Here is a 17,797-nt window from a genome sequence, read left to right on the forward strand (position 1 = left end):
ACCTCAAGCCGGAATGTCGAGCCGTCCGAGGGGTTCCTCAGTCGCAAGCCACCGCGGTCGGCAGGATCTTGCGGCCGGCATCGTCCACCGCGGGGTGGAAGTGGCCGGTCTCCGGATTCCGGACCAGCAGCACGCCGTTGGCCACGCCGAAATGCGCACCGTGGATGTTGAGCCGGCCATCCTCGACCCGCTCCTTGATGAACGGGAAGCTCAGCAGGTTCTCCATGCTCTGGCTGACCATGGCGTGCTCCATCCGGGTCAGGTAGTCCGGCGCGCTCGAATCACCCGCCTTCGCTTCCGCGGCGCCCACCAGCGAGACCCACTTGCCGATGAAGTTGCTGCTCGAGAGCGGCGCAGCCTTGTTGGCGAAGGCCTTGATGCCGCCGCAGGTGGCGTGGCCGAGCACGACGATGTGCTTCACCTCGAGCGCCTGGACCGCGAACTCGATGGCCGCCGAGGTGCCGTGATAGGCTCCGTCCGGCTCGTAGGTCGGCACGATGTTGGCCACGTTGCGGATCACGAACAACTCACCGGGGCCGGCATCGAAGATCGCCTCCGGGGCCACCCGGCTGTCGCAGCAGCTGATCACCAGGATCTGAGGCTCCTGGCTTTGAGCGAGCTGCGCGAAGCGCCGCCGCTCGGTGGGAAACCGGTCGGCCAGGAACGCGCGGTAGCCCTCGGTCAGGAATTCAGGGAACATGCCGTCTCCTTGAGGTTCGGGATCTTCGCAGATGCGAGATCCGGGTCAGCGATCGTGCCAAGTCAGAACGCGCGGCCGAGGCGGAATAGTCCCGGCCGCGAGATCGGCCGCGAGATCGGCCAGCCCCGCCGGCTCGACGCGCTCGCCGCTCGCCTTGAGTTCGGCCAGCGGCCACCAGCGGGTTCCGATCACCGGGTTGTCCTCGGTCTCGGCGAGCTGGCTGGTATCGACCCGGTCGTCGGGCAGGCGGACCAAGAAGTAGCGCTCCCGGGCATCCCGCGACTGGCGGAACAGGTGGAACGGGCCGTCGCAGGCCGCGACCTGCGGGCCTATCGCGACGTCATCGCGGCCGATCTCCTCGCCCAGCTCCCTGCGGCAGGCGGTGACGTGGTCCTCGCCGGGTTCCAGTCCGCCACCGGGCATGAACCAGAAGCGCAGCGGCTCGCCGTCCGGCCCCTTGGCGTGGACGGAGGCGTACGCGATCAGCAGGATCCGGTCCTGCGGGTCGAGGACGATCGCCCGGGCAATGTGGCGGATCGCGGGTGTGTTCGGTTCGCTCATGCAATTGAGCTAGAGCACGAGGCCACAGACGGACACCGCTCAGCCGCGATCACCAAGTTGTGAGCGATCACAAGACCTCGAGGTGGCGGGTCACAGCACCCGCGCGGCCGGCGCCCAGATCACCACCGGCAGGCCGTACCCATCCCGCTCAGGCGGGTCCGGCAGCGGCACCGCGGTGCCCTCGAGGATGTCCCGTGCCACCAACAAGGCGGCGAGGGCGTCGAGGTGGTCGTCGGCCGGCACGCCCTTGGCGCGGACCTCGATCAGGGCGACCGGCAAGCCCGCAGCCTCCAGCAGGCTCCGGCGCAGGGCGAGGCCCTCGCGGGCCCGGGCGCCCTTCTTGGGCAGGCCGAGGGGCCGGAGGCCGTTCAGGGCGTGGAACGCCACCTCCGGGTGAACCTCGTGGACGCGTGCCAACGCCACCGGCCGCGCCCGCAGCAGCGTGTCCACCGCGCGGACGGCGCGGAAGATGTTGTAGCCCTGGATCGAGGGCGCGAAGGGCGGGTCGCTCGTCGCCCGGGCGATGGCCTTGGCCGCGTCGTAATCCGCCGCGTAGACCGCCGCCCGGGCCGGCATCGGGAACACGGACGATCGGGCCGGGCCGAGCCGGAGGCGGGCGGCCCTGTCGGCACCCCGGCCGCCGGAAACGATCCGGTCCGGCAGGCCGATCGGCACGTCGATGCCGACGATCAGCGGCTGCTCCGGCGCGTCGAGGAGTGCGGCCACGTCGGGAAACAGGGCGCAGCGGTACCGACCGGGATCGTCGAGGTCGAGGAGCGCCCCCGCCCAGGCGCCTCGGCAGCCGTCCAGCCCCGCGACCCAGCGCGCCATCCCGTCCCCGCATCCCGCGATCCGTTCTTGCCCGGGACGCGGTGGAAAGCTATCGGCGACCGCAAGGGCATCGCCGCCGGCCCGGGAGAAGCGTGATGAGCGAGATCCGTCCCCGTCGCAGCGTGCTGGCCATGCCCGGCTCCAACGCCCGCGCCCTCGACAAGGCGCGCACGCTGCCCGCCGACGTGATCCTGATCGACCTGGAAGATGGGGTCGCGCCGGAGAAGAAGGCCGAGGCCCGCGCCCTCGTGGCCGCGGCGGTCTCGGGATCGGGCTTCGGCTCGCGCGAGGTGGTCGTGCGGATCAACCCGCCCGAGACCGAGGACGGCGAGGCTGACCTCGCGGCGCTGGCCGGCGCCGGCCCGGATGCGATCCTGGTGCCGAAGGTGCGCTGCTCCGACGCGCTAATCGCGGTGGGCGCCCGCCTGCGCCGGCTTGGGGCGCCCGCGGCGACGCGGATCTGGGCGATGATCGAGACCCCGATGGCGGTGGTGAACGCCGCCGAGATCGCCGGGGCCGCGCGGGACGTGGATGGACGGCTCGCCGCCCTGGTGATCGGCCCCAACGACCTCGTGAAGGCGGCCCGGATCCGCCCCCCGGGCCGGGCCGCCCTGGTGCCCTGGCTGATGAATGTCCTGGCCGCCGCCCGGGCCTACGAGATCGAGGCAATCGACGGGGTTTTTTCCGGTCTCGACGACGCGGCGGGATTCGAGGCGGAATGCGCAGAGGGCCGCGACCTGGGCTTCGACGGCAAGATGCTGATCCACCCGAGCCAGATCGGCCCGGCCAACGCCGCGTTCGGGCCCGACGCGGCCGAGATCGCGGAGGCGCGCCGGGTCGCCGCCGCCTTCGACGCACCGGAGACCCAGGCCCACGGGGTCATCGCGCTCGACGGGCGCATGGTCGAGCGCCTCCATGTCGAGGCCGCGCGGCGCACCCTGGCCCTGGCCGAGGCGATCGAACGGCTCGGCGCGTGAACGATTCACCCGAGGTCGGCCTGCGTCTCCTCGACCTGCGGCTGCCCGGCTGGGGCTTCCCGCGCTGGGGCTCGGCGGCGGCGGCCGGCCTCGACCTCCATGCCTGCCTGGACGAACCGCTGACGCTGCCGCCCCGGGGCGCACCGGCCCTGATCCCGGCGGGCTTCTGCGTGCTGATCCGCGACCCCGCCTGGTGCGGCCTGATCTTCCCGCGCTCCGGACGCGGCCACCGGGACGGCTTGGTGCTGGGCAACGGCACCGGAGTGATCGACGCGGATTACGAAGGCCCCCTGATGGTCTCGGCCTGGAATCGCGACGACGCGCGGCCGATCCGGATCGAGCCGGGCGACCGGATCGCCCAACTGGTCTTCACCCGCGTGACCCGGCCGGTCCTCACCGTGCTGGAGGACGAGCCCGGTTCGGGTTCGGGCCGTGGGGCAGGGGGGTTCGGGTCGAGCGGTCGGTAGGGCCCCGGGCGATACGCGGGTGACGGAGATCGCCGGTTGGCGCCCCGCCCCTCAAGCCAGATCATTCCCGAAGGCGATCACCTCGTATCGCGCGAGCCCGACGTAGCTGCCGATGGGTCGCAAGGCCCAAGCCGAACATGCTCTGACGTATCGCGCCGTGCCGACCAGTCGAAGGTCGACTCCCGAGATACGACGGCGGCCGAACGATTCACCGTGTCGTCCCGGCGGGGCGCCGGAGACGGGGACGACACGGTGCGTGGACCGATCTCGGCGCATCCACCGATCCCGCCGCCGATGACCGTCTGAGGCTGCGTCCGCCGGGATGCCGCGCATGTTCTAGGCGGTCAAACGCCTCAATCCAGCACCTTCCCTATCCGCCCGGCCAGGTCCTGGATGAACTGGAAGGCGGTGCGGCCCGAGCGGGAGCCCCGGGTGGTGGCCCATTCCAGGGCCTCGGCGCGCAGGCGCTCCGCGGGCAGGTCCAGGCCATAGCGCTCGGCATAGGCGCGGATCATCGCCAGGAACTCGTCCTGGCTGCATTTGTGGAAGCCGAGCCAGAGGCCGAACCGGTCCGAGAGGGAGACCTTCTCCTCCACGGCCTCGCCGGGGTTGATCGCCGTGGAGCGCTCGTTCTCGACCATGTCGCGGGCCAGCAGGTGCCGGCGGTTCGAGGTGGCGTAGAACAGGACGTTCCCAGGCCGGCCCTCGATGCCGCCGTCCAGCGCGGTCTTGAGCGACTTGTACGAGGTGTCGTCGCCGTCGAAGGACAGGTCGTCGCAATAGACCAGCCAGCGATGCGGGTCGGGCCGCAGCAGGGCCATCAAGTCGGGCAGGGCCTCGATATCCTCCCGGTGGATCTCCACCAGCTTCATCGGCCGCGCACCCTCGGGACGGCGGGCGTTGATCTCGGCATGGGCCGCCTTGACCAGCGAGGACTTGCCCATGCCGCGGGCGCCCCACAGCAGGGCGTTGTTGGCCGGCAGGCCGCGGGCGAAGCGCTCGGTGTTCTCGATCAGCGTGTCGCGCGCCCGGTCGATGCCGGTGAGCAGGCCGATCTCCACCCGCGCCACCTGTGGCACCGGGGTGAGCCGCCGCTCCGGTCCCCACAGGAAAGCGTCGGCGGCGTTCGGGTCGAAGGCCGGCTGGGCGGGCGGCGCGGCGCGCTCCAGGGCGGTGGCGATCCGCTCCAGGAGCGGCATCAGGGTCTCGAGGCTCGTCATCGGATCGGGGGTTCGCTTCCGGATCGGTCGAGCAACCGTACTACGGCGTTCGGTGGCGGAAATCATCCGTCCCCGTGCGGCTCGAACGCGAAGCCGGATCGGGCGTTGAATCCTCCGCGAGGGCGGTCGGGTCGGCCCCGGGAGGGCGCGGATGGATGCGGGACCGACGATCCGGATCACCCAGGTCGGGGCTTACGTCTTCTCCGTCGATTTCGGTGCGGGCCTTCCGGGCCTCCTCACCGACGAGGCGCCCCCGGTCGGCGGCGGCACAGGTCCGATCCCCGAGCAGCTGCTGGCATCGGGCGTAGCGAACTGCCTTTGCGCCAGCCTGGTCTTCGCCCTCGGCAAGTTCCGGCAGGACGCGCAGGGCGTCGCCGCCGAGGCGACCTGCCGGATGGCACGCAACCCGGAGGGCCGCCTGCGGATCGGCGGGATCGACGTGCGCATCCGGCTGGGGGCCGCGGCCGAGGCCATGCCCCGGATCGACCGGGTGCTGGAGCAGTTCGAACGCTTCTGCACGGTCTCGGAGAGCGTGAAGGCCGGGATCCCGGTGGCGGTCTCGGTGGAGGATGCCGACGGGGCGCGGCTCGCATGAGCGCCGGCTGGACGTGTGGCGTTTCGGACCTTCCCGCAGCGTCGCGGCCGACATCTCAAACATCCGGGCGCGCGGCCCGAGATGTCACACACTCATAGCCTACACAGGAGTTGCCCGTGGCCCACGATCACCGACACGCTGCCACCGAGCCGGCGGCGCTGGCCCAGCTCTTCAACGAGCGGGCCAATGCCGGCGATGTCGAGGGCCTGGTGGCGCTCTACGAGCCTGACGCGGTGCTGGCCGCCGGCCGCGTCGTGGCCACGGGTCATGCCGAGATCCGGGCCTTCTACACGGACCTGCTGGCGCGCAAGTCCGACTTCCCGGCCCCCGAGACGCTGGAGCCCGTGCGCAACGGCGCCCTCGCGTTGACCTTCGCCCGGCTGCCCAACGGCGCGCTGTCCGTGGAGGTCGCCCGCGCGCAGCCGGACGGCACCTGGCTCTGGGCGATCGACCAGCTGAAGATCGCGCCCCCGAAGGCGTGAGGGCGGCCTGCGCTTGTCCCACCGGACGCAATGCGGCAAAGCGTGGGCCGCGCGCGCCGAGCCTCGTGCGCCGCAGATCCGAGCCAACACGATGCACGACATCCGCGCCATCCGGGACAACCCGGACGCCTTTGACCGCGACCTCGCCCGCCGGGGCCTCACGCCGCTCTCGTCCGCGCTGATCGGCCTCGACGAGGCCCGCAAGTCCGCGGTCTCGGCGGCCCAGGCCAACCAGGAGCGGCGCAACGCGCTCGCCAAGGAGATCGGCGGCGCCAAGAAGGCCAAGGACGAGGCGCGCGCGGCCGACCTGATGGCCGAGGTCGCCGCGCTCAAAAGCGCCGAGGCCGACTTGAAGGCGGCGCAGGACCGGGCCGACGCGGCGCTGTCCGAAAAACTCGCCGCGATCCCGAACCGGCCCAAGTCCGACGTGCCGGACGGCGCCGACGAGCACGGCAACGTGGTCTACCGCAGCCACGCCTCGACCCGCGAGCGGCTGACCGAAGGCCGCGAGCATTTCGAGCTCGGCGAGGCCAGCGGGCTGATGGATTTCGAATCCGCCGCCAAGCTCTCCGGCTCGCGCTTCGTGGTGCTGAAGGGCCAGCTCGCCCGGCTGGAACGCGCGCTCGGCCAGTTTATGCTCGACCTGCACACGCAGGAGCACGGGTACTTGGAGGTGGCGCCGCCGGTACTGGTGCGGGACGCCGCGATGTTCGGCACCGCGCAGCTGCCGAAATTCGAGGATGATCAGTTCTCGGTCTTCAAGGGTCTCGATGCCCCGAAGGCGCAGGAGATCGGCGTGACCCCGGGAGATCAGGACGAGGCCGGCCGGAGCACGTCTGAAAAATTCTGGCTCATCCCCACCGCGGAGGTGCCGCTGACCAACCTCGTCCGCGAATCCATCCTGCGCGAAGAGGAATTGCCCCTGCGCTTCACCGCGCTCACGCCCTGCTTCCGGGCCGAGGCCGGTGCGGCGGGGCGGGATACCCGCGGCATGCTGCGCCAGCACCAGTTCAACAAGGTCGAGATGGTCTCGATCACCACACCGGAGGAATCCGACAACGAGCACGAGCGCATGCTCACCTGCGCGGAGGCGGTCCTGAAGAAACTCGATCTGCCCTACCGGGTGATGACGCTCTGCACCGGCGACATGGGCTTCGCGTCCCAGAAGACCTACGACATCGAGGTCTGGGTGCCCGGCCAGCGCACCCACCGCGAGATCTCGTCGTGCTCGGTGTGCGGCCCGTTCCAGGCCCGCCGGATGAACGCCCGCTACCGGGGCAAGGACGGCAAGCCGGCCTATGTCCACACGCTGAACGGCTCGGGGGTGGCGGTCGGCCGCGCCCTCATCGCCGTGATGGAGAACTACCAGAACCCGGACGGGAGCATCACGATCCCGTCGGTGCTCCACCCCTACATGGGCGGGCTCAACCGGATCGAAGGGGCCCGCTGATGCGCATCCTAGTCACCAACGACGACGGCATCCACGCGCCGGGGCTCGCCACCCTGGAGGAGATCGCCCGGGAGCTGTCCGACGACGTCTGGGTGGTCGCGCCCGAGAGCGACCAATCCGGCGTCTCGCACTCGCTGTCGCTGAACGACCCGCTGCGCCTGCGGCAGGTCTCGGAGCAGCGCTTCGCCGTGAAGGGCACGCCGTCCGACTGCGTGATCCTGGGCGTGCGCCACATTCTCGGCGAGCACGGGCCGGATCTCGTCCTGTCGGGGGTCAACCGCGGCCAGAACGTCGCCGAGGACGTGACCTATTCGGGCACGATCGCGGCCGCCATGGAGGGCACGATCCTCGGCATCCGCTCGATCGCCCTGAGCCAGGCCTACGGCGCGGGCGGGCGGACCAATCTCAAGTGGGATTGCGCCCGCGAGCACGGGCCGAAGGTGATCCGCAAGATCCTCGAGACCGGCATTGAGCCCGGCATCCTGATCAACGTGAATTTTCCGGACTGCGAACCGGCCGACGTGCAGGGCATTGCGGTGGCCGCGCAGGGCTTCCGCAACCAGGCGCTGCTGTCGATCGATGCAAGGATGGACGGGCGCGGCAACCCGTATTTCTGGCTGGCCTTCGCCAAGGCCCGGTTCGAGCCGGGCCACGGCTCGGACCTGAAGGCGATCGCCGAGAAGAAGATCTCGGTGACGCCCCTGCGCCTGGACCTCACGGACGAGCCGACGCTCACCCGCTTTGCGCAGGCCTTCTCGGCGTGATCGACCTGGGCAGCCTCGAGGAGGCTGCCGGCAACGCGGCCTTCGTCATGGCGCTCCGCGGCCGGGGGATGCGGGACACCGCGATCCTGCGGGCCATGGAGCAGGTCCCGCGAGAGCCGTTCGCCCCCGAGGCCCACCGCGCCCAGGCTCGGCGCGACCTCGCCCTGCCGCTGCCCTGCGGCGCCTCCATGACGGCGCCCACGCAGGTGGCCCAGATGCTGGCGCTGCTGCGGATCGAACCCGGTCTCCGTGTCCTGGAGATCGGCACCGGCTCAGGGTACGTCACGGCGCTGCTCGCCCGGCTCGGGGCCGGCGCCGTCCTCAGCCTGGAGCGCTACGCGACGCTCGCCCATGAGGCTGCCGCGCGGCTCGCCGCCCAGTCCGAGGTGCACGTCGTCCAGGCCGACGGCCTCGCCCCGGAGCTGCCGGACGGCGGCTTCGACCGCATCCTGGTCCATGGCAGCGTCGACGCCATCCCGTCGCACTGGCGCGCGGCCCTCGAACCGGGCGGGCGCCTGGTGACGGGCCTCAGCCGAGAGGGCCGGTGCCGGATCGCGACGCTGGCGACGCCCGATGCGGACCCGGAACTCGGGCCACCGATACGTTTGGCGGGGCTGGTGCCGGGCTTGGCGCGGGTGCTGTGAGGCTGAAGCCTTGCGTCGTCGCGCACGACCCGCCATCCCGCCGACATGTCGGTCGACGCATTCTACAGCGTCAGGCGCGAGGAGCCGCAGTCGGACCTTCGAGACCTCGACCGAGTGGCGCTGAGGGCGCATGCGATAACTGACGACGACGTGACAATGGAGCCCGGCACCGAGGGAACGATCGTCGGAATCTGGCGGGACGGGGAAGCCTGCGACGTCGAGTTTGCGCATCCGATGGGCGCCCTCGCGACGGTCGAGGCCAGCGACCTCCGCCTCGTGAAGCGCGGGCCGGCTTGACCCTCCCGGACTGGCCTCTGAGCTGATCGCTCGACCCGCGCACGATCAGCAGCTACCTCCTGGATGAAATCCATATCGGAGGGGGTCCGAAAGCACGCATCTTCAAGCGCTCCGGATTCGGGATGCACGATCCCCTGACGTCCTCAGCCGCCCTCCTCGATCACCCGGCGGACACCACCTTCGTGGCGGAGACGATGTCTGGGCGCGGCGACGTGAGAGTGATCTTCGCGGGGCCTCTCCTCACGCCCGATGGACGCAATCCGCGGGTGCGCACGGTGTGGCGCCTCGATGCCGCGCGCAACGCTTGCTTCGTCACGGCCGTGCCTCTGACCCAAATCCCTGCCTGAGATGGTCTGGCACCACCCCCAAAGCTCGTGCCGGTTCATTACCGATTGAATTCAAAAGCCGACCCGGTGGGCTGTCGCACCGGGCTGCTTCGCTGCGCTCGCAATGGCGATGCCGTCCCGAGCACCACCCCTTTCCCGGGCGCATGCAGCGTCAGCGGAATGCGACCCTAGACCAAGCACATGACGCCGCGAAGCGTCTGCGTTGCTTCTCGATCGTGCCGCTGCGCGACACTTCCTCTGCCGGATTCCGGACCGCCGTCCACTGCGTCGCCGGCGTCCGGAAAAGGGCGTCGCCTCCCCTAAGAAATCCGCCGCGACGCCCGCCACAACCACCACAGCCGCCGCCAGCGGGGCAGGTCGGTGATGGTGTTGAGCGGGTCGTAGCTCGCCCGCTCCATCGTCGCCAGGTAGGGCTCGACCAGGGCCACCGGCAGGAACGCCGTACCGGCGAGCGGTGCGATCGCCGGACGAGCGGCCTCGAAAGCCTTGAGATGGGTCCGGGCGAGGTCGCGCAGGTCGGCGCAGGCCCGGCGCAGGCCGGGGCCGCCGCGGCCGCTGGTGATGTCCTCGCGGGTCACTCCGTAGCGGCCCAGGATGTCCGCCGGCAGGTAGACCTGCCCCGAGCGGGCATGCCACGGCAGGGCGCGGAGCAACCCGGTGATGCCATAGGCGACGCCGGCATGGCCGGCGGCCCCCGCGCCGCCCGGTTCGGTGCCGTTGCCGATCACAAGGCTCGCCAACCGGAACAGCGCCGAGGCGGTCTCGCCGCAATAGCCCTCCAGGTCGTTCAGCCGGGGCATCGGGTCCTCGTAGAGGTCGAACACCCGGGCATCGATCAGGTCGACGAAGGGCTGCCGCAGCAGGCGGTTGACCCGGATCGCCTCTTCGAGCGCCGCCGCAACCGGGTTGGCGCGCACGTCACCCCGGGCCTCGCCCTGGAGGGCGTCGCGCCACCATTGCAGGCGGATCTCGCCGGCCATCGGGTTCGAGGCCGCCTCGCGCACCCGCGCGACGGTCAGGCTGAAGGCGTAGAGGGCGAAGAGGTGCGGGCGGGCGGCGGCCGGGGCGAACAGGGTCGCATAATAACGGTCGGGGTCGCCGTCGCGAACCAGCTGCTCGCAATGGGTCTGCGCGAAAGCCAGGCCGGTCTCGGCGGGCTTGTCATCGACCTCCGGCATCAATCGACCACGATCAGGGCGGCCGCGACCTTCCGGTTCTCGGCCACCAGGATGTTGTAAGTTCGGGCCGCCGCCCCGGTCTGCATCACGTCCAGCCCGACGCCGGCATCCTTGAGCCAGCCGCGCAGGGACGGATCGATCGCCGCGATGTCGAGGCCGGTGCCGACCAGCAGCAGCTCGATCTCCGCCGCCTCGGCCTGGACCGGGCGCAGGGCCGTGCGGTCGATCGCCTTCGGCGACGTCACGTCCCACGCCCGAACGCCCGACGGCAGGAGCAGGAGCGAGCCGCGATGCGACATCCCGGCGAAGCGGAAGCCGCCATTGCCGTAGGTGTCGATGATGTGGCGCCCCGGCACGAAGCCGGACTCGAAACTCTTCGGACTCGGCTGCTCGGCCATCTCGGGGACAAACTACTCCGCGGGTTGCGGGACACCGGACCGCTCGGCCGCCGCGCGGGCGCCCGAGAGCATCAGCCCCAGATAGATCAACACTGGAGTCGACACGAAGATCGCCGAGTAGGTGCAGATCACAACGCCGCAGAGCATCACGGTGGCGAAGCCCTTGATCGCCTCGCCGCCGAACAGCACCAGCGCGAGCAGCGACAGGCCGGACGAGATCGAGGTCATCACGGTCCGCGACATGGTCGAGTTGATCGACAGGTTGAGCAGGTCGACCGTAGGGATCGTCTTGTAGCGTCGCATCAGCTCGCGGGTCCGGTCGAACACCACCACGGTCTCGTTGAGCGAGTAGCCGACGATGGTCAGGATCGCGGCGATCGAGGTCATGTTGAACTCGATACGGGTGATGATGAACACGCCGACCGTGAGCACGATGTCGTGGAGCGTGCCGACGATGGCGCCGAGCGCCAGTTCGCGCTCGAACCGGAACCACAGGTAGAGCAGCACCGCGACCACCGACAGCACGACGCCGAGCGTCCCCGACTGGACCAGCTCGCCCGATACGCGCGGGCCGACCGTCTCCGTGCGGCGGAAATCGTAATCGGCGTCGAAGGCGGCGTGCGCCTTGTTCATCACGGCGGTCTGGCCCTGCTCGCCGGGCTGGAGCGGCAGGCGGACCAGCACGGTGCCCTGGTTGCCAAGTTCCTGCACCTCCGGCTCGCCGAAGCCGAAGCCCACCGCGGTGTGCCGGATCGCAGCCACGTCGGCAGTGCCGGACTTGGCCTGCAGCTCGACCAGGGTGCCGCCCTTGAAGTCGATGCCGAAGTTCAACCCGATGGTGAGGAACAGCACCACGGTGACGAGCGACAGCACCGCCGAGAGCGGAAAGGTGAGCCGCCGGAAGCGCATGAAGTCGAAATGCGATTCATCGGGCCAGAGGCGGAGCAGGCGCATGGTTTCGTCTCGGTTCGCGTATCGGGCGCGAGGGGCCTCCGGATGATCGACGCGGGCTCATCCCGCTCGCTCCGCCAGTCCTGGGCGCCGTAGGCGAGCCCGGGATCCAGACGCACGGCGGCGACAGGATCGGGCGCCGGCGGCGGCTCTGGATCCCCGGCTCCGCTTCGCGGCCCCGGGATGACGGGTCGGTGTCTGATCGCTCGGCCAACCTCCTCGGAAGATTCGAAGCCTTAGAACGGCAGGGCCTTCGGCCTGAACGTCTTATACCACACCGCGATCATCATCCGGGTCAGCGTCACCGCGGTGATGACCGTGGTCAGGATGCCGAGGATGAACACCACGGCGAACCCCTTCACCGGCCCCGAGCCGAGGAAGAACAGGATCAGCGCGGCGATCGCCATGGTCGAGTTCGAGTCGATGATCGTCGCGAAGGCCCGATCAAAGCCGGCCTGGAGCGCGGAGATCAGCGAGCGGCCGGCATGGCTCTCCTCGCGCATGCGCTCGTAGATCAGCACGTTGGAATCCACCGCCGTGCCGATGGTGAGCACGATGCCGGCGATGCCCGGAAGCGTCATGGTCGCCTCCAGCACCGACATCAGGCCCAGGATCAGCCCGACATGGACCATCAGGGCGATGTTGGCGATGAACCCGAAGGTCCCGTAGGTGGCGAACATGAAGCAGACCACGAGGCCCGCCGCCACCAGGGTCGCGAGCTTGCCGGCCTGGATCGAGTCGCGGCCGAGGCCGGGGCCGACGACGCGGCGCTCGACCACGGTGAACTTTGCCGGCAGGGCGCCGGCCCGGAGCAGGACGGACAGGTCGTTGGCCTGCTGAACCGTGAAGTTGCCGGTGATCTGGCCCGAGCCGCCGGTGATCGCAGAACGGATCACCGGAGCCGACACGACCTCGTTGTCGAGCACGATCGCCATGCGCCGGCCGACATTCTCCGAGGTCGCCTGACCGAAGCGCTGGGCTCCGCGCAGGTTGAATTTGAAGCTGACCATCGGCTCATGCGACTGCTGGTCGAAGGCCGGCTGGGCGTCGGTCAGCTCGCCGCCATCCGCCATGACCCGGCGCTCGACCGGGACCTTGGCGCCCTTCTCGTCCTTGGAGGGCAGCATATCGACGTCGCCCGAGGGGCTGTCGGCCAGCATGCGGAACTCGAGCTTGGCGGTGGAGCCGAGCAGCCTTTCCAGGCGCTCCGGGTTCTGCTCGCCCGGGACCTGGATCAGGATCCGGTCGGCGCCCTGCTGCTGGATCGACGGCTCGGTGGTGCCGGTGGAATCGAGCCGCCGGCGGATGACCTCGATGCCCTGGCTCACGGCCCGGCGTGTCCGGTCGGTGATGCCGGCATCGGTGAGCGCCAGGCGGATCACGCCGCCGGGCTGCTCGGTGATGTCGAGGGTGCGGGCGGCGGTCTGGCCGATCGACGTGGTGATCGGCAGCGACAGGTCCTGCAGCTTCGGCAGGACCTTGGCCCGGGCCGCGTCGTCCGCGACCTTCACTTGGACGCCGCGCTGGAGCAGGCCGATGCCACCGTCGGCCCGGACGTTCTCCTGCTGGAGCGTGCGGCGCACGTCGTCGCGCAGGGCCTTGGCCTGGGAGGCGATCAGCTCGTTCTGGTCCACCTCCAGCAGCAGTTGCGAGCCGCCCTGCAGGTCGAGGCCGAGCACGATGCCCCGGGTCGGGACGATCCAGGTCGGGAACCAGGTCGGGAGGCTCGCCACGAAGCCCTTGCGCTGCTCGGGCGAGAAGAAGCTCGGCACGGCGAGCATCAGACCGATCAGGATCGCCGCGAGGGTCGTGATGATCTTCGCACGGGAGAAGCGCAGCATCGGCCGATGTTTTCTCTGTCAGGCCGGCGGGTTACGCCGGCCGCTTCATGGAAGGTGTCAGACGGCCTTGGCCGGTCCGCCCTTGGCGCGGACCTCGGAGATCATCGTCCGGACGACCCGCACGCGGACGTTCGGGGCGATCTCGACCTCGATCTCCGCCTGGTCGTCGACGGCCTTCACGACCCGCCCGACGAGGCCGCCATTGGTGACGACCGTGTCGTCCCGGCGCACGGCCTTGATCAGCGCCTGGTGGTCCTTGACCCGCTTCTGCTGCGGTCGCAGGATCAGGAAATACATGATCACGAAGATCAGGACGAACGGGATCACCTGAAAGGCGATCTCCGCTCCGCCAGCGGCCGTAGCGGCCCCTTGCGCGAAGGCGGGGGTGATCAACGAGCGTCTCCTGCGATTGGCACGCAGGCCTGCCGCCGGAAGCGGCGTCCGCATACCTGTCTGAAAGCGCGCGGACTATAGCCAGGGGCTACCCGAAAGCAACGCCCCGCGCTCAGACGGTCACAGCAGGCCGAGTACCGCCTCCGCGAAGGCCTCCGGTGCCTCCTGGGGAAAGTTGTGCCCGACCCCCGCGACGATGGCGCGCCGGTACGGCCCGGTGAAGTGCCGGGCGTCGGTGTCTTTCTGAGAAGGCGGCCCGACCCCGTCGTCGGCCCCGAGCAGCACCACCGACGGCACGGTGATGTCCGGCTGAGCCGCCAGCCTTGCCTCGATTCCGGCCAGCGCCGGATCGCCGGGTACAAGCGCGAAGCGATGGCGATAGGAGTGGACCACGACGTCGACGAAATCCGAATTCTCTTCGAAGGACCGTGCGGTCTGGGCGAACGTTTCTTCGGAGAAAGACCACGAGGGCGACCACAGCCGCCACAGTAAGGCGCAGAATTGCGCGCGGTTGGCCGACAGGCCGGCGCGGCCGCGCGCGCCATGAAGGTAGTACTGGTACCACAACCGGTGCTCGGCCTCCGGCGATGCGGGCTGGGCCGAGGCCTGGATATTCTGGATGTTGTAGCCCACGCCGCAGCTCACGAGCCCCGTCGCCCGCTCCGGCCAGAGCGCCGCCACCACGCAGGCCGCCCGGCCGCCCCAATCGTAGCCGGCCAGCACCGCCCGCCCAATCCCGAGCGCATCCAGGAAGGCCAGGAGATCCGCTCCCAAGGCCGCCTGCTCACCCGAGCGCGGCGTCTGCGGGTCGCGGAACCGGGTCGGCCCGTAGCCCCGCAGGTACGGGATCAGGCAGCGCACGCCCGCAGAGGCCAGGCATGCCGCCGCCGCATCGTAGGCACGGACGTCGTACGGGAAGCCGTGGAGCAGGACGGCCGGCTTCCCGTCCGCAGGACCGACCTCCAGGTAGGCGACGTCGAGTAGACCGGCCTGCACGCGCTTCATGGATCACCTCTCGCTGCGTCGGATGTTCTAGCCGATCGCCGCGCAATTGCCGCATGCACCGTTGCCGGCCGCCTCTTGCCGCCCGCCGGTCCCGCCCAACCTTGAGCGTGGTAACCAAACCCGGGGATACGACACGATGAGCCTGCGCGACGGTGTGAAGACCCTGATCGGCGACGTTGTCGCGGCGGCCGACCGGGCGGTCGTGAGCGCCGGCAGCGGCAAGCTGGCACTTGCGTTGGCAAAGTTCTACCCGGGCGGCCTCGTCGCGTTCCTGGATCGGCTGCGCGAGGCGGGCCACGGCGGAGCCGTCGATTCTTGGATCGGGTCCGGTGAGAACCGCCCAGTCCCGGCCTCCGCGATCGCCGGGTGCCTGCCGGATGCGGTCACCGAGCGACTGGCCTACGATCTCAGCCTGCCGGCCGGCCGCGTGCCGACGGCGCTCGCCGAGTTCCTGCCCGCGGCGGTCGCGGCCCAGAGCGAGGACGGCCGGCTGAAGCCGCAGCCGAACTTCAGCACGCAGGTCCGCTGATAGTTTGATCGGCCGCCCCGGCCGAATCGGTCGGCGGTCTCGAGAACTCGCGCCAAAGGGCGGCGCCGGCTGCTTGGGAAAGGCTGTTGCGAATCAGATCGCTAGCGCATCCGGCCGGTTCCGGTACCCGGAACCATGCGCTAAGGTCTGTCCCGACGGAGAGCGACGGGGGATCATCATGAGCTTGCTCGACAGTCTCGGCGGTTCGTTGGGGCAGATGGCGCTCAAGGCGCTCCCCGGCATCATCCAGCAGGTCCTGCCGGGCGGGCTCAACGCGCTGCTGGATCAGCTCCGCCGCTCCGGCTACGAGAGCCAGGTCAATTCCTGGCTGGGCCGCGGCCCGAACGAGCCGATCACCGCCGACGACCTGCAAAAGGTTCTGGACAACGAGCAGGTCCGCCAGATGGCCGCGAAGCTCGGCATCCCGGTCGACCAGCTGTTTCCGACCCTGGCCAAGACCCTGCCGGAAGCGGTGGACCACCACAGCCCGGACGGATCGCTGCAGGTCCCCAAAGCCTGATCGCAAGAGTTTGATCGTTTAAGCCAGCGGTCGCGAACGAGAACGGCGGCCCCTCTCGGGACCGCCGCACGCGCCGCATCGACTGCGGCGTCTCAGTTGCTGGCGAGCTGGGACATCGGATCCACGGGCGATCCGCCCTTCCGGATCTCGAAGTGCAGCTGCGGCGAGGTGACGTTACCGGAGGCGCCGGACTTCGCGATGGTCTGACCGCGCTTGACCTTGTCGCCGGGCTTCACGTCGATCTCGCCGTTATGGGCGTAGGCCGAGACGAACCCGTTGGCGTGGCGCACCAGCACCAGCTTGCCGTAGCCCTTCACGTCCGAGCCGGCATAGGCCACGGTGCCTTCCTCGGCGGCCTTGACCGGCGTGCCCTCCGGCACCGCGATGTTGATGCCTTCGTTGCCCGACGTGCCATAGCCCGAGATCACCCGGCCCTTGGCGGGCCAGCGGAAGCTCTCCGACACCGTCGCATCCGCGACGGACCCGGTGGCGGCGGGCTCCGGCTTGGCTGGCGCGGCGGCGACCGGCTTCGGCGCCTCCTTGGCGGCGACCTTCTCGGGCTTCTCGGCGGCTGCGGCCTTCTGGGCCGCCTCCTTGGCGGCCTTCGCTTCGGCGAGCTTCTGGGTGGCCTCGGCCTTCGCGGCCGCCTTGGCCTCGGCCTTGGCTTCCAGGGCCTTCGCCTCGGCCTTGGCCTTCGCCTCAGCCTTCGGGTCGGCCTTCTTCTCGTCCGCCTTGGCGATCTGGCCGGGGCGAACGTGATGCTTCTTGTCGGCGTCCTTCAGAGACGCTTCCTTGCGAGCCTTGTCCTCGGCGACCTTGCGGGCTGCCGTATCCCGAGCCAGCGCCTCCTTGCGGTCCGCTTCCTTCTCGGCGGCGGCGCGCTTGGACGCCTCCTCACGTTTGGAAGCCTCCTCGCGCTTGGCGACCTCCTTGGCCTCCTCGCGCTTCGAGGCGACCTTGGCCTCGACCTGCCGCGCGTCCTCGCGCTTCTCCTCGGCAGCCCGGGCCGGCCGGGCGGTCATCGGAGCCGCGGCTGGGTTCAGCCCGGAGGCGTTGTAGACCGGGATCACGATCTGCCGGCCGGGAGTGATCTGGCTGGCGTTGGACAGGCCGTTCGCCGACAGGATCGCCGAAGCGGGCACGCCGAAGCGCGTCGACATCTGGTTCAGGCTGTCGTTCTTCGACACCGTGATCTGCGTGCCGCCCTGGGCGCTCCAACCGGAAGCACCGGTCGAGGCGACCCGGGTGGCCGGCGCAGCCGCCGGGGTCGGGGCCGGGATCGCCGTAGCGGCCGGACGCGAGGCAGCGCCGGGGGCGCCAAGCGCCTCGGACTGGATCCGGCCGGTGCGGATCACCGGCGCCGGCTTCAGGCTACCCTCCGGCAGGCTGCCGGTGGCGGCAGGCTCCGACGAGAAGGGGTTTGAAAAAGGGTTGCTCAGGCGCGATGCGTCCGAGGAACAGGCGGCGGCACCGCCACCGATGATGCCGATGAGGGCGACGCGCGACAGCGTCCGTAACCCTCGACCCGTACCGCGCACCCGCATCGACGCACCCGTTTGCCTGACGCAACTTGATGCCCCAATGAAGACGGATTCAGGTTAAGCAACCGTTCCCGTCCGGCCTATCGGTGAGCGCATGACGCTCTGT

The 17,797-nt window shown here is 70.1% G+C and carries 22 protein-coding genes; 11 read left to right on the forward strand and 11 right to left on the reverse strand.

Features of this window, described 5'->3' with window-relative positions; all coding sequences use genetic code 11:
* Positions 1 to 37: 37 nt before the first annotated feature.
* From FVA80_RS04005 to FVA80_RS30980, 3 genes are all read right to left on the reverse strand, one after another.
* Entirely contained in the window at positions 38 to 700 is a 663-nt protein-coding gene (locus FVA80_RS04005) for a carbonic anhydrase (RefSeq protein WP_147907622.1), read from the reverse strand.
* A 45-nt stretch (positions 701 to 745) separates the two neighbouring features.
* Entirely contained in the window at positions 746 to 1,261 is a 516-nt protein-coding gene (locus FVA80_RS30975; RefSeq protein ID WP_147907621.1) for an NUDIX domain-containing protein, read from the reverse strand.
* 90 nt (positions 1,262 to 1,351) lie between these two features.
* Positions 1,352 to 2,092, reverse strand: a complete 741-nt coding sequence (locus tag FVA80_RS30980) for a DUF429 domain-containing protein (protein ID WP_147907620.1) — start codon at positions 2,090 to 2,092, stop codon at positions 1,352 to 1,354.
* A gap of 95 nt (positions 2,093 to 2,187) precedes the next feature.
* Between FVA80_RS30980 and FVA80_RS04020 the strand changes: the two genes are divergently transcribed.
* On the forward strand, positions 2,188 to 3,069 hold the full coding sequence (locus FVA80_RS04020) for a CoA ester lyase (RefSeq protein WP_147907619.1): 882 nt from the start codon (positions 2,188 to 2,190) through the stop codon (positions 3,067 to 3,069).
* Positions 3,066 to 3,536, forward strand: coding sequence for a dUTP diphosphatase (dut, locus tag FVA80_RS04025; RefSeq protein ID WP_147907618.1), 471 nt, complete (start codon positions 3,066 to 3,068; stop codon positions 3,534 to 3,536). The genes FVA80_RS04020 and dut overlap by 4 nt, the downstream gene beginning before the upstream one ends.
* A 353-nt stretch (positions 3,537 to 3,889) precedes the next feature.
* Here the strand turns inward: dut and FVA80_RS04030 are convergent, their stop codons facing one another.
* A complete protein-coding gene (locus tag FVA80_RS04030) occupies positions 3,890 to 4,756 on the reverse strand; it encodes an ATP-binding protein (protein ID WP_147907617.1) in 867 nt (288 codons plus the stop codon).
* Between the two features lie 151 nt (positions 4,757 to 4,907).
* On the opposite strand from FVA80_RS04030, the gene FVA80_RS04035 reads away from it, so the two are divergent.
* The 7 genes from FVA80_RS04035 (at position 4,908) to FVA80_RS04065 (ending at position 9,335) form a co-directional block, all read left to right on the forward strand.
* Positions 4,908 to 5,351: an OsmC family protein gene (locus FVA80_RS04035; protein ID WP_147907616.1), complete on the forward strand. Its 444-nt coding sequence runs from the start codon at positions 4,908 to 4,910 to the stop codon at positions 5,349 to 5,351.
* 116 nt (positions 5,352 to 5,467) lie between these two features.
* Positions 5,468 to 5,833 (forward strand): nuclear transport factor 2 family protein, encoded by a 366-nt coding sequence (locus FVA80_RS04040; RefSeq protein WP_147907615.1) that lies wholly within the window; start codon positions 5,468 to 5,470, stop codon positions 5,831 to 5,833.
* A gap of 91 nt (positions 5,834 to 5,924) precedes the next feature.
* Positions 5,925 to 7,283 (forward strand): serine--tRNA ligase, encoded by a 1,359-nt coding sequence (gene serS, locus FVA80_RS04045; RefSeq protein ID WP_147907614.1) that lies wholly within the window; start codon positions 5,925 to 5,927, stop codon positions 7,281 to 7,283.
* Positions 7,283 to 8,047 (forward strand): 5'/3'-nucleotidase SurE, encoded by a 765-nt coding sequence (gene surE, locus FVA80_RS04050; RefSeq protein ID WP_147907613.1) that lies wholly within the window; start codon positions 7,283 to 7,285, stop codon positions 8,045 to 8,047. The genes serS and surE overlap by 1 nt, the downstream gene beginning before the upstream one ends.
* Positions 8,044 to 8,691 (forward strand): methyltransferase domain-containing protein, encoded by a 648-nt coding sequence (locus FVA80_RS04055; protein WP_147907612.1) that lies wholly within the window; start codon positions 8,044 to 8,046, stop codon positions 8,689 to 8,691. Before surE ends, FVA80_RS04055 begins: the two co-directional genes overlap by 4 nt.
* Before the next feature lie 45 nt (positions 8,692 to 8,736).
* Positions 8,737 to 8,988: a DUF4926 domain-containing protein gene (locus FVA80_RS04060; protein WP_147907611.1), complete on the forward strand. Its 252-nt coding sequence runs from the start codon at positions 8,737 to 8,739 to the stop codon at positions 8,986 to 8,988.
* Positions 8,989 to 9,062: 74 nt separating this feature from the next.
* Positions 9,063 to 9,335, forward strand: a complete 273-nt coding sequence (locus tag FVA80_RS04065) for a DUF6883 domain-containing protein (protein WP_348644654.1) — start codon at positions 9,063 to 9,065, stop codon at positions 9,333 to 9,335.
* 299 nt (positions 9,336 to 9,634) lie between these two features.
* Here the strand turns inward: FVA80_RS04065 and FVA80_RS04070 are convergent, their stop codons facing one another.
* The 6 genes from FVA80_RS04070 to FVA80_RS04095 all read right to left on the reverse strand — a co-directional run bounded on the left by FVA80_RS04070 (position 9,635) and on the right by FVA80_RS04095 (position 15,101).
* On the reverse strand, positions 9,635 to 10,513 hold the full coding sequence (locus FVA80_RS04070; RefSeq protein ID WP_147907609.1) for a phytoene/squalene synthase family protein: 879 nt from the start codon (positions 10,511 to 10,513) through the stop codon (positions 9,635 to 9,637).
* The gene (locus FVA80_RS04075) at positions 10,513 to 10,911 is read right to left on the reverse strand and encodes an MTH938/NDUFAF3 family protein (protein ID WP_147907608.1); all 399 of its coding nucleotides are present in this window, start codon (positions 10,909 to 10,911) and stop codon (positions 10,513 to 10,515) included. Before FVA80_RS04075 ends, FVA80_RS04070 begins: the two co-directional genes overlap by 1 nt.
* Before the next feature lie 12 nt (positions 10,912 to 10,923).
* Complete coding sequence (gene secF, locus FVA80_RS04080; protein WP_147907607.1) at positions 10,924 to 11,865, reverse strand: protein translocase subunit SecF; 942 nt, start codon at positions 11,863 to 11,865, stop codon at positions 10,924 to 10,926.
* 233 nt (positions 11,866 to 12,098) lie between these two features.
* Complete coding sequence (gene secD / locus FVA80_RS04085) at positions 12,099 to 13,703, reverse strand: protein translocase subunit SecD (RefSeq protein WP_147907606.1); 1,605 nt, start codon at positions 13,701 to 13,703, stop codon at positions 12,099 to 12,101.
* 57 nt (positions 13,704 to 13,760) lie between these two features.
* On the reverse strand, positions 13,761 to 14,096 hold the full coding sequence (yajC, locus tag FVA80_RS04090) for a preprotein translocase subunit YajC (protein WP_147907605.1): 336 nt from the start codon (positions 14,094 to 14,096) through the stop codon (positions 13,761 to 13,763).
* 120 nt (positions 14,097 to 14,216) lie between these two features.
* Positions 14,217 to 15,101, reverse strand: a complete 885-nt coding sequence (locus FVA80_RS04095) for an alpha/beta hydrolase (protein WP_147907604.1) — start codon at positions 15,099 to 15,101, stop codon at positions 14,217 to 14,219.
* A gap of 136 nt (positions 15,102 to 15,237) precedes the next feature.
* Here FVA80_RS04095 and FVA80_RS04100 point away from each other — a divergent pair, with 136 nt between their 5' ends.
* Complete coding sequence (locus tag FVA80_RS04100; protein WP_147907603.1) at positions 15,238 to 15,630, forward strand: YidB family protein; 393 nt, start codon at positions 15,238 to 15,240, stop codon at positions 15,628 to 15,630.
* 73 nt (positions 15,631 to 15,703) lie between these two features.
* Positions 15,704 to 16,150: a YidB family protein gene (locus FVA80_RS04105; protein ID WP_246692492.1), complete on the forward strand. Its 447-nt coding sequence runs from the start codon at positions 15,704 to 15,706 to the stop codon at positions 16,148 to 16,150.
* A gap of 92 nt (positions 16,151 to 16,242) precedes the next feature.
* Here the strand turns inward: FVA80_RS04105 and FVA80_RS04110 are convergent, their stop codons facing one another.
* Positions 16,243 to 17,694, reverse strand: a complete 1,452-nt coding sequence (locus FVA80_RS04110; RefSeq protein ID WP_147907601.1) for a peptidoglycan DD-metalloendopeptidase family protein — start codon at positions 17,692 to 17,694, stop codon at positions 16,243 to 16,245.
* Between the last annotated feature and the right edge of the window lie 103 nt (positions 17,695 to 17,797).

The sequence above is a fragment of the Methylobacterium sp. WL1 genome (assembly GCF_008000895.1).
In the GTDB taxonomy this organism is placed as follows: Bacteria; Pseudomonadota; Alphaproteobacteria; order Rhizobiales; family Beijerinckiaceae; genus Methylobacterium.

Bases quoted from the DNA above. Each gene is read 5' to 3' on its own strand.
- FVA80_RS04005 (WP_147907622.1), bottom strand. From the start codon at position 700: ATGTTCCCTGAATTCCTGACCGAGGGCTACCGCGCGTTCCTGGCCGAC.
- FVA80_RS30975 (WP_147907621.1), bottom strand. From the start codon at position 1,261: ATGAGCGAACCGAACACACCCGCGATCCGCCACATTGCCCGGGCGATC.
- FVA80_RS30980 (WP_147907620.1), bottom strand. From the start codon at position 2,092: ATGGCGCGCTGGGTCGCGGGGCTGGACGGCTGCCGAGGCGCCTGGGCG.
- FVA80_RS04020 (WP_147907619.1), top strand. From the start codon at position 2,188: ATGAGCGAGATCCGTCCCCGTCGCAGCGTGCTGGCCATGCCCGGCTCC.
- FVA80_RS04030 (WP_147907617.1), bottom strand. From the start codon at position 4,756: ATGACGAGCCTCGAGACCCTGATGCCGCTCCTGGAGCGGATCGCCACC.
- FVA80_RS04035 (WP_147907616.1), top strand. From the start codon at position 4,908: ATGGATGCGGGACCGACGATCCGGATCACCCAGGTCGGGGCTTACGTC.
- serS (WP_147907614.1), top strand. From the start codon at position 5,925: ATGCACGACATCCGCGCCATCCGGGACAACCCGGACGCCTTTGACCGC.
- surE (WP_147907613.1), top strand. From the start codon at position 7,283: ATGCGCATCCTAGTCACCAACGACGACGGCATCCACGCGCCGGGGCTC.
- FVA80_RS04060 (WP_147907611.1), top strand. From the start codon at position 8,737: ATGTCGGTCGACGCATTCTACAGCGTCAGGCGCGAGGAGCCGCAGTCG.
- FVA80_RS04070 (WP_147907609.1), bottom strand. From the start codon at position 10,513: ATGCCGGAGGTCGATGACAAGCCCGCCGAGACCGGCCTGGCTTTCGCG.
- FVA80_RS04075 (WP_147907608.1), bottom strand. From the start codon at position 10,911: ATGGCCGAGCAGCCGAGTCCGAAGAGTTTCGAGTCCGGCTTCGTGCCG.
- secF (WP_147907607.1), bottom strand. From the start codon at position 11,865: ATGCGCCTGCTCCGCCTCTGGCCCGATGAATCGCATTTCGACTTCATG.
- secD (WP_147907606.1), bottom strand. From the start codon at position 13,703: ATGCTGCGCTTCTCCCGTGCGAAGATCATCACGACCCTCGCGGCGATC.
- FVA80_RS04095 (WP_147907604.1), bottom strand. From the start codon at position 15,101: ATGAAGCGCGTGCAGGCCGGTCTACTCGACGTCGCCTACCTGGAGGTC.
- FVA80_RS04100 (WP_147907603.1), top strand. From the start codon at position 15,238: ATGAGCCTGCGCGACGGTGTGAAGACCCTGATCGGCGACGTTGTCGCG.
- FVA80_RS04110 (WP_147907601.1), bottom strand. From the start codon at position 17,694: ATGCGGGTGCGCGGTACGGGTCGAGGGTTACGGACGCTGTCGCGCGTC.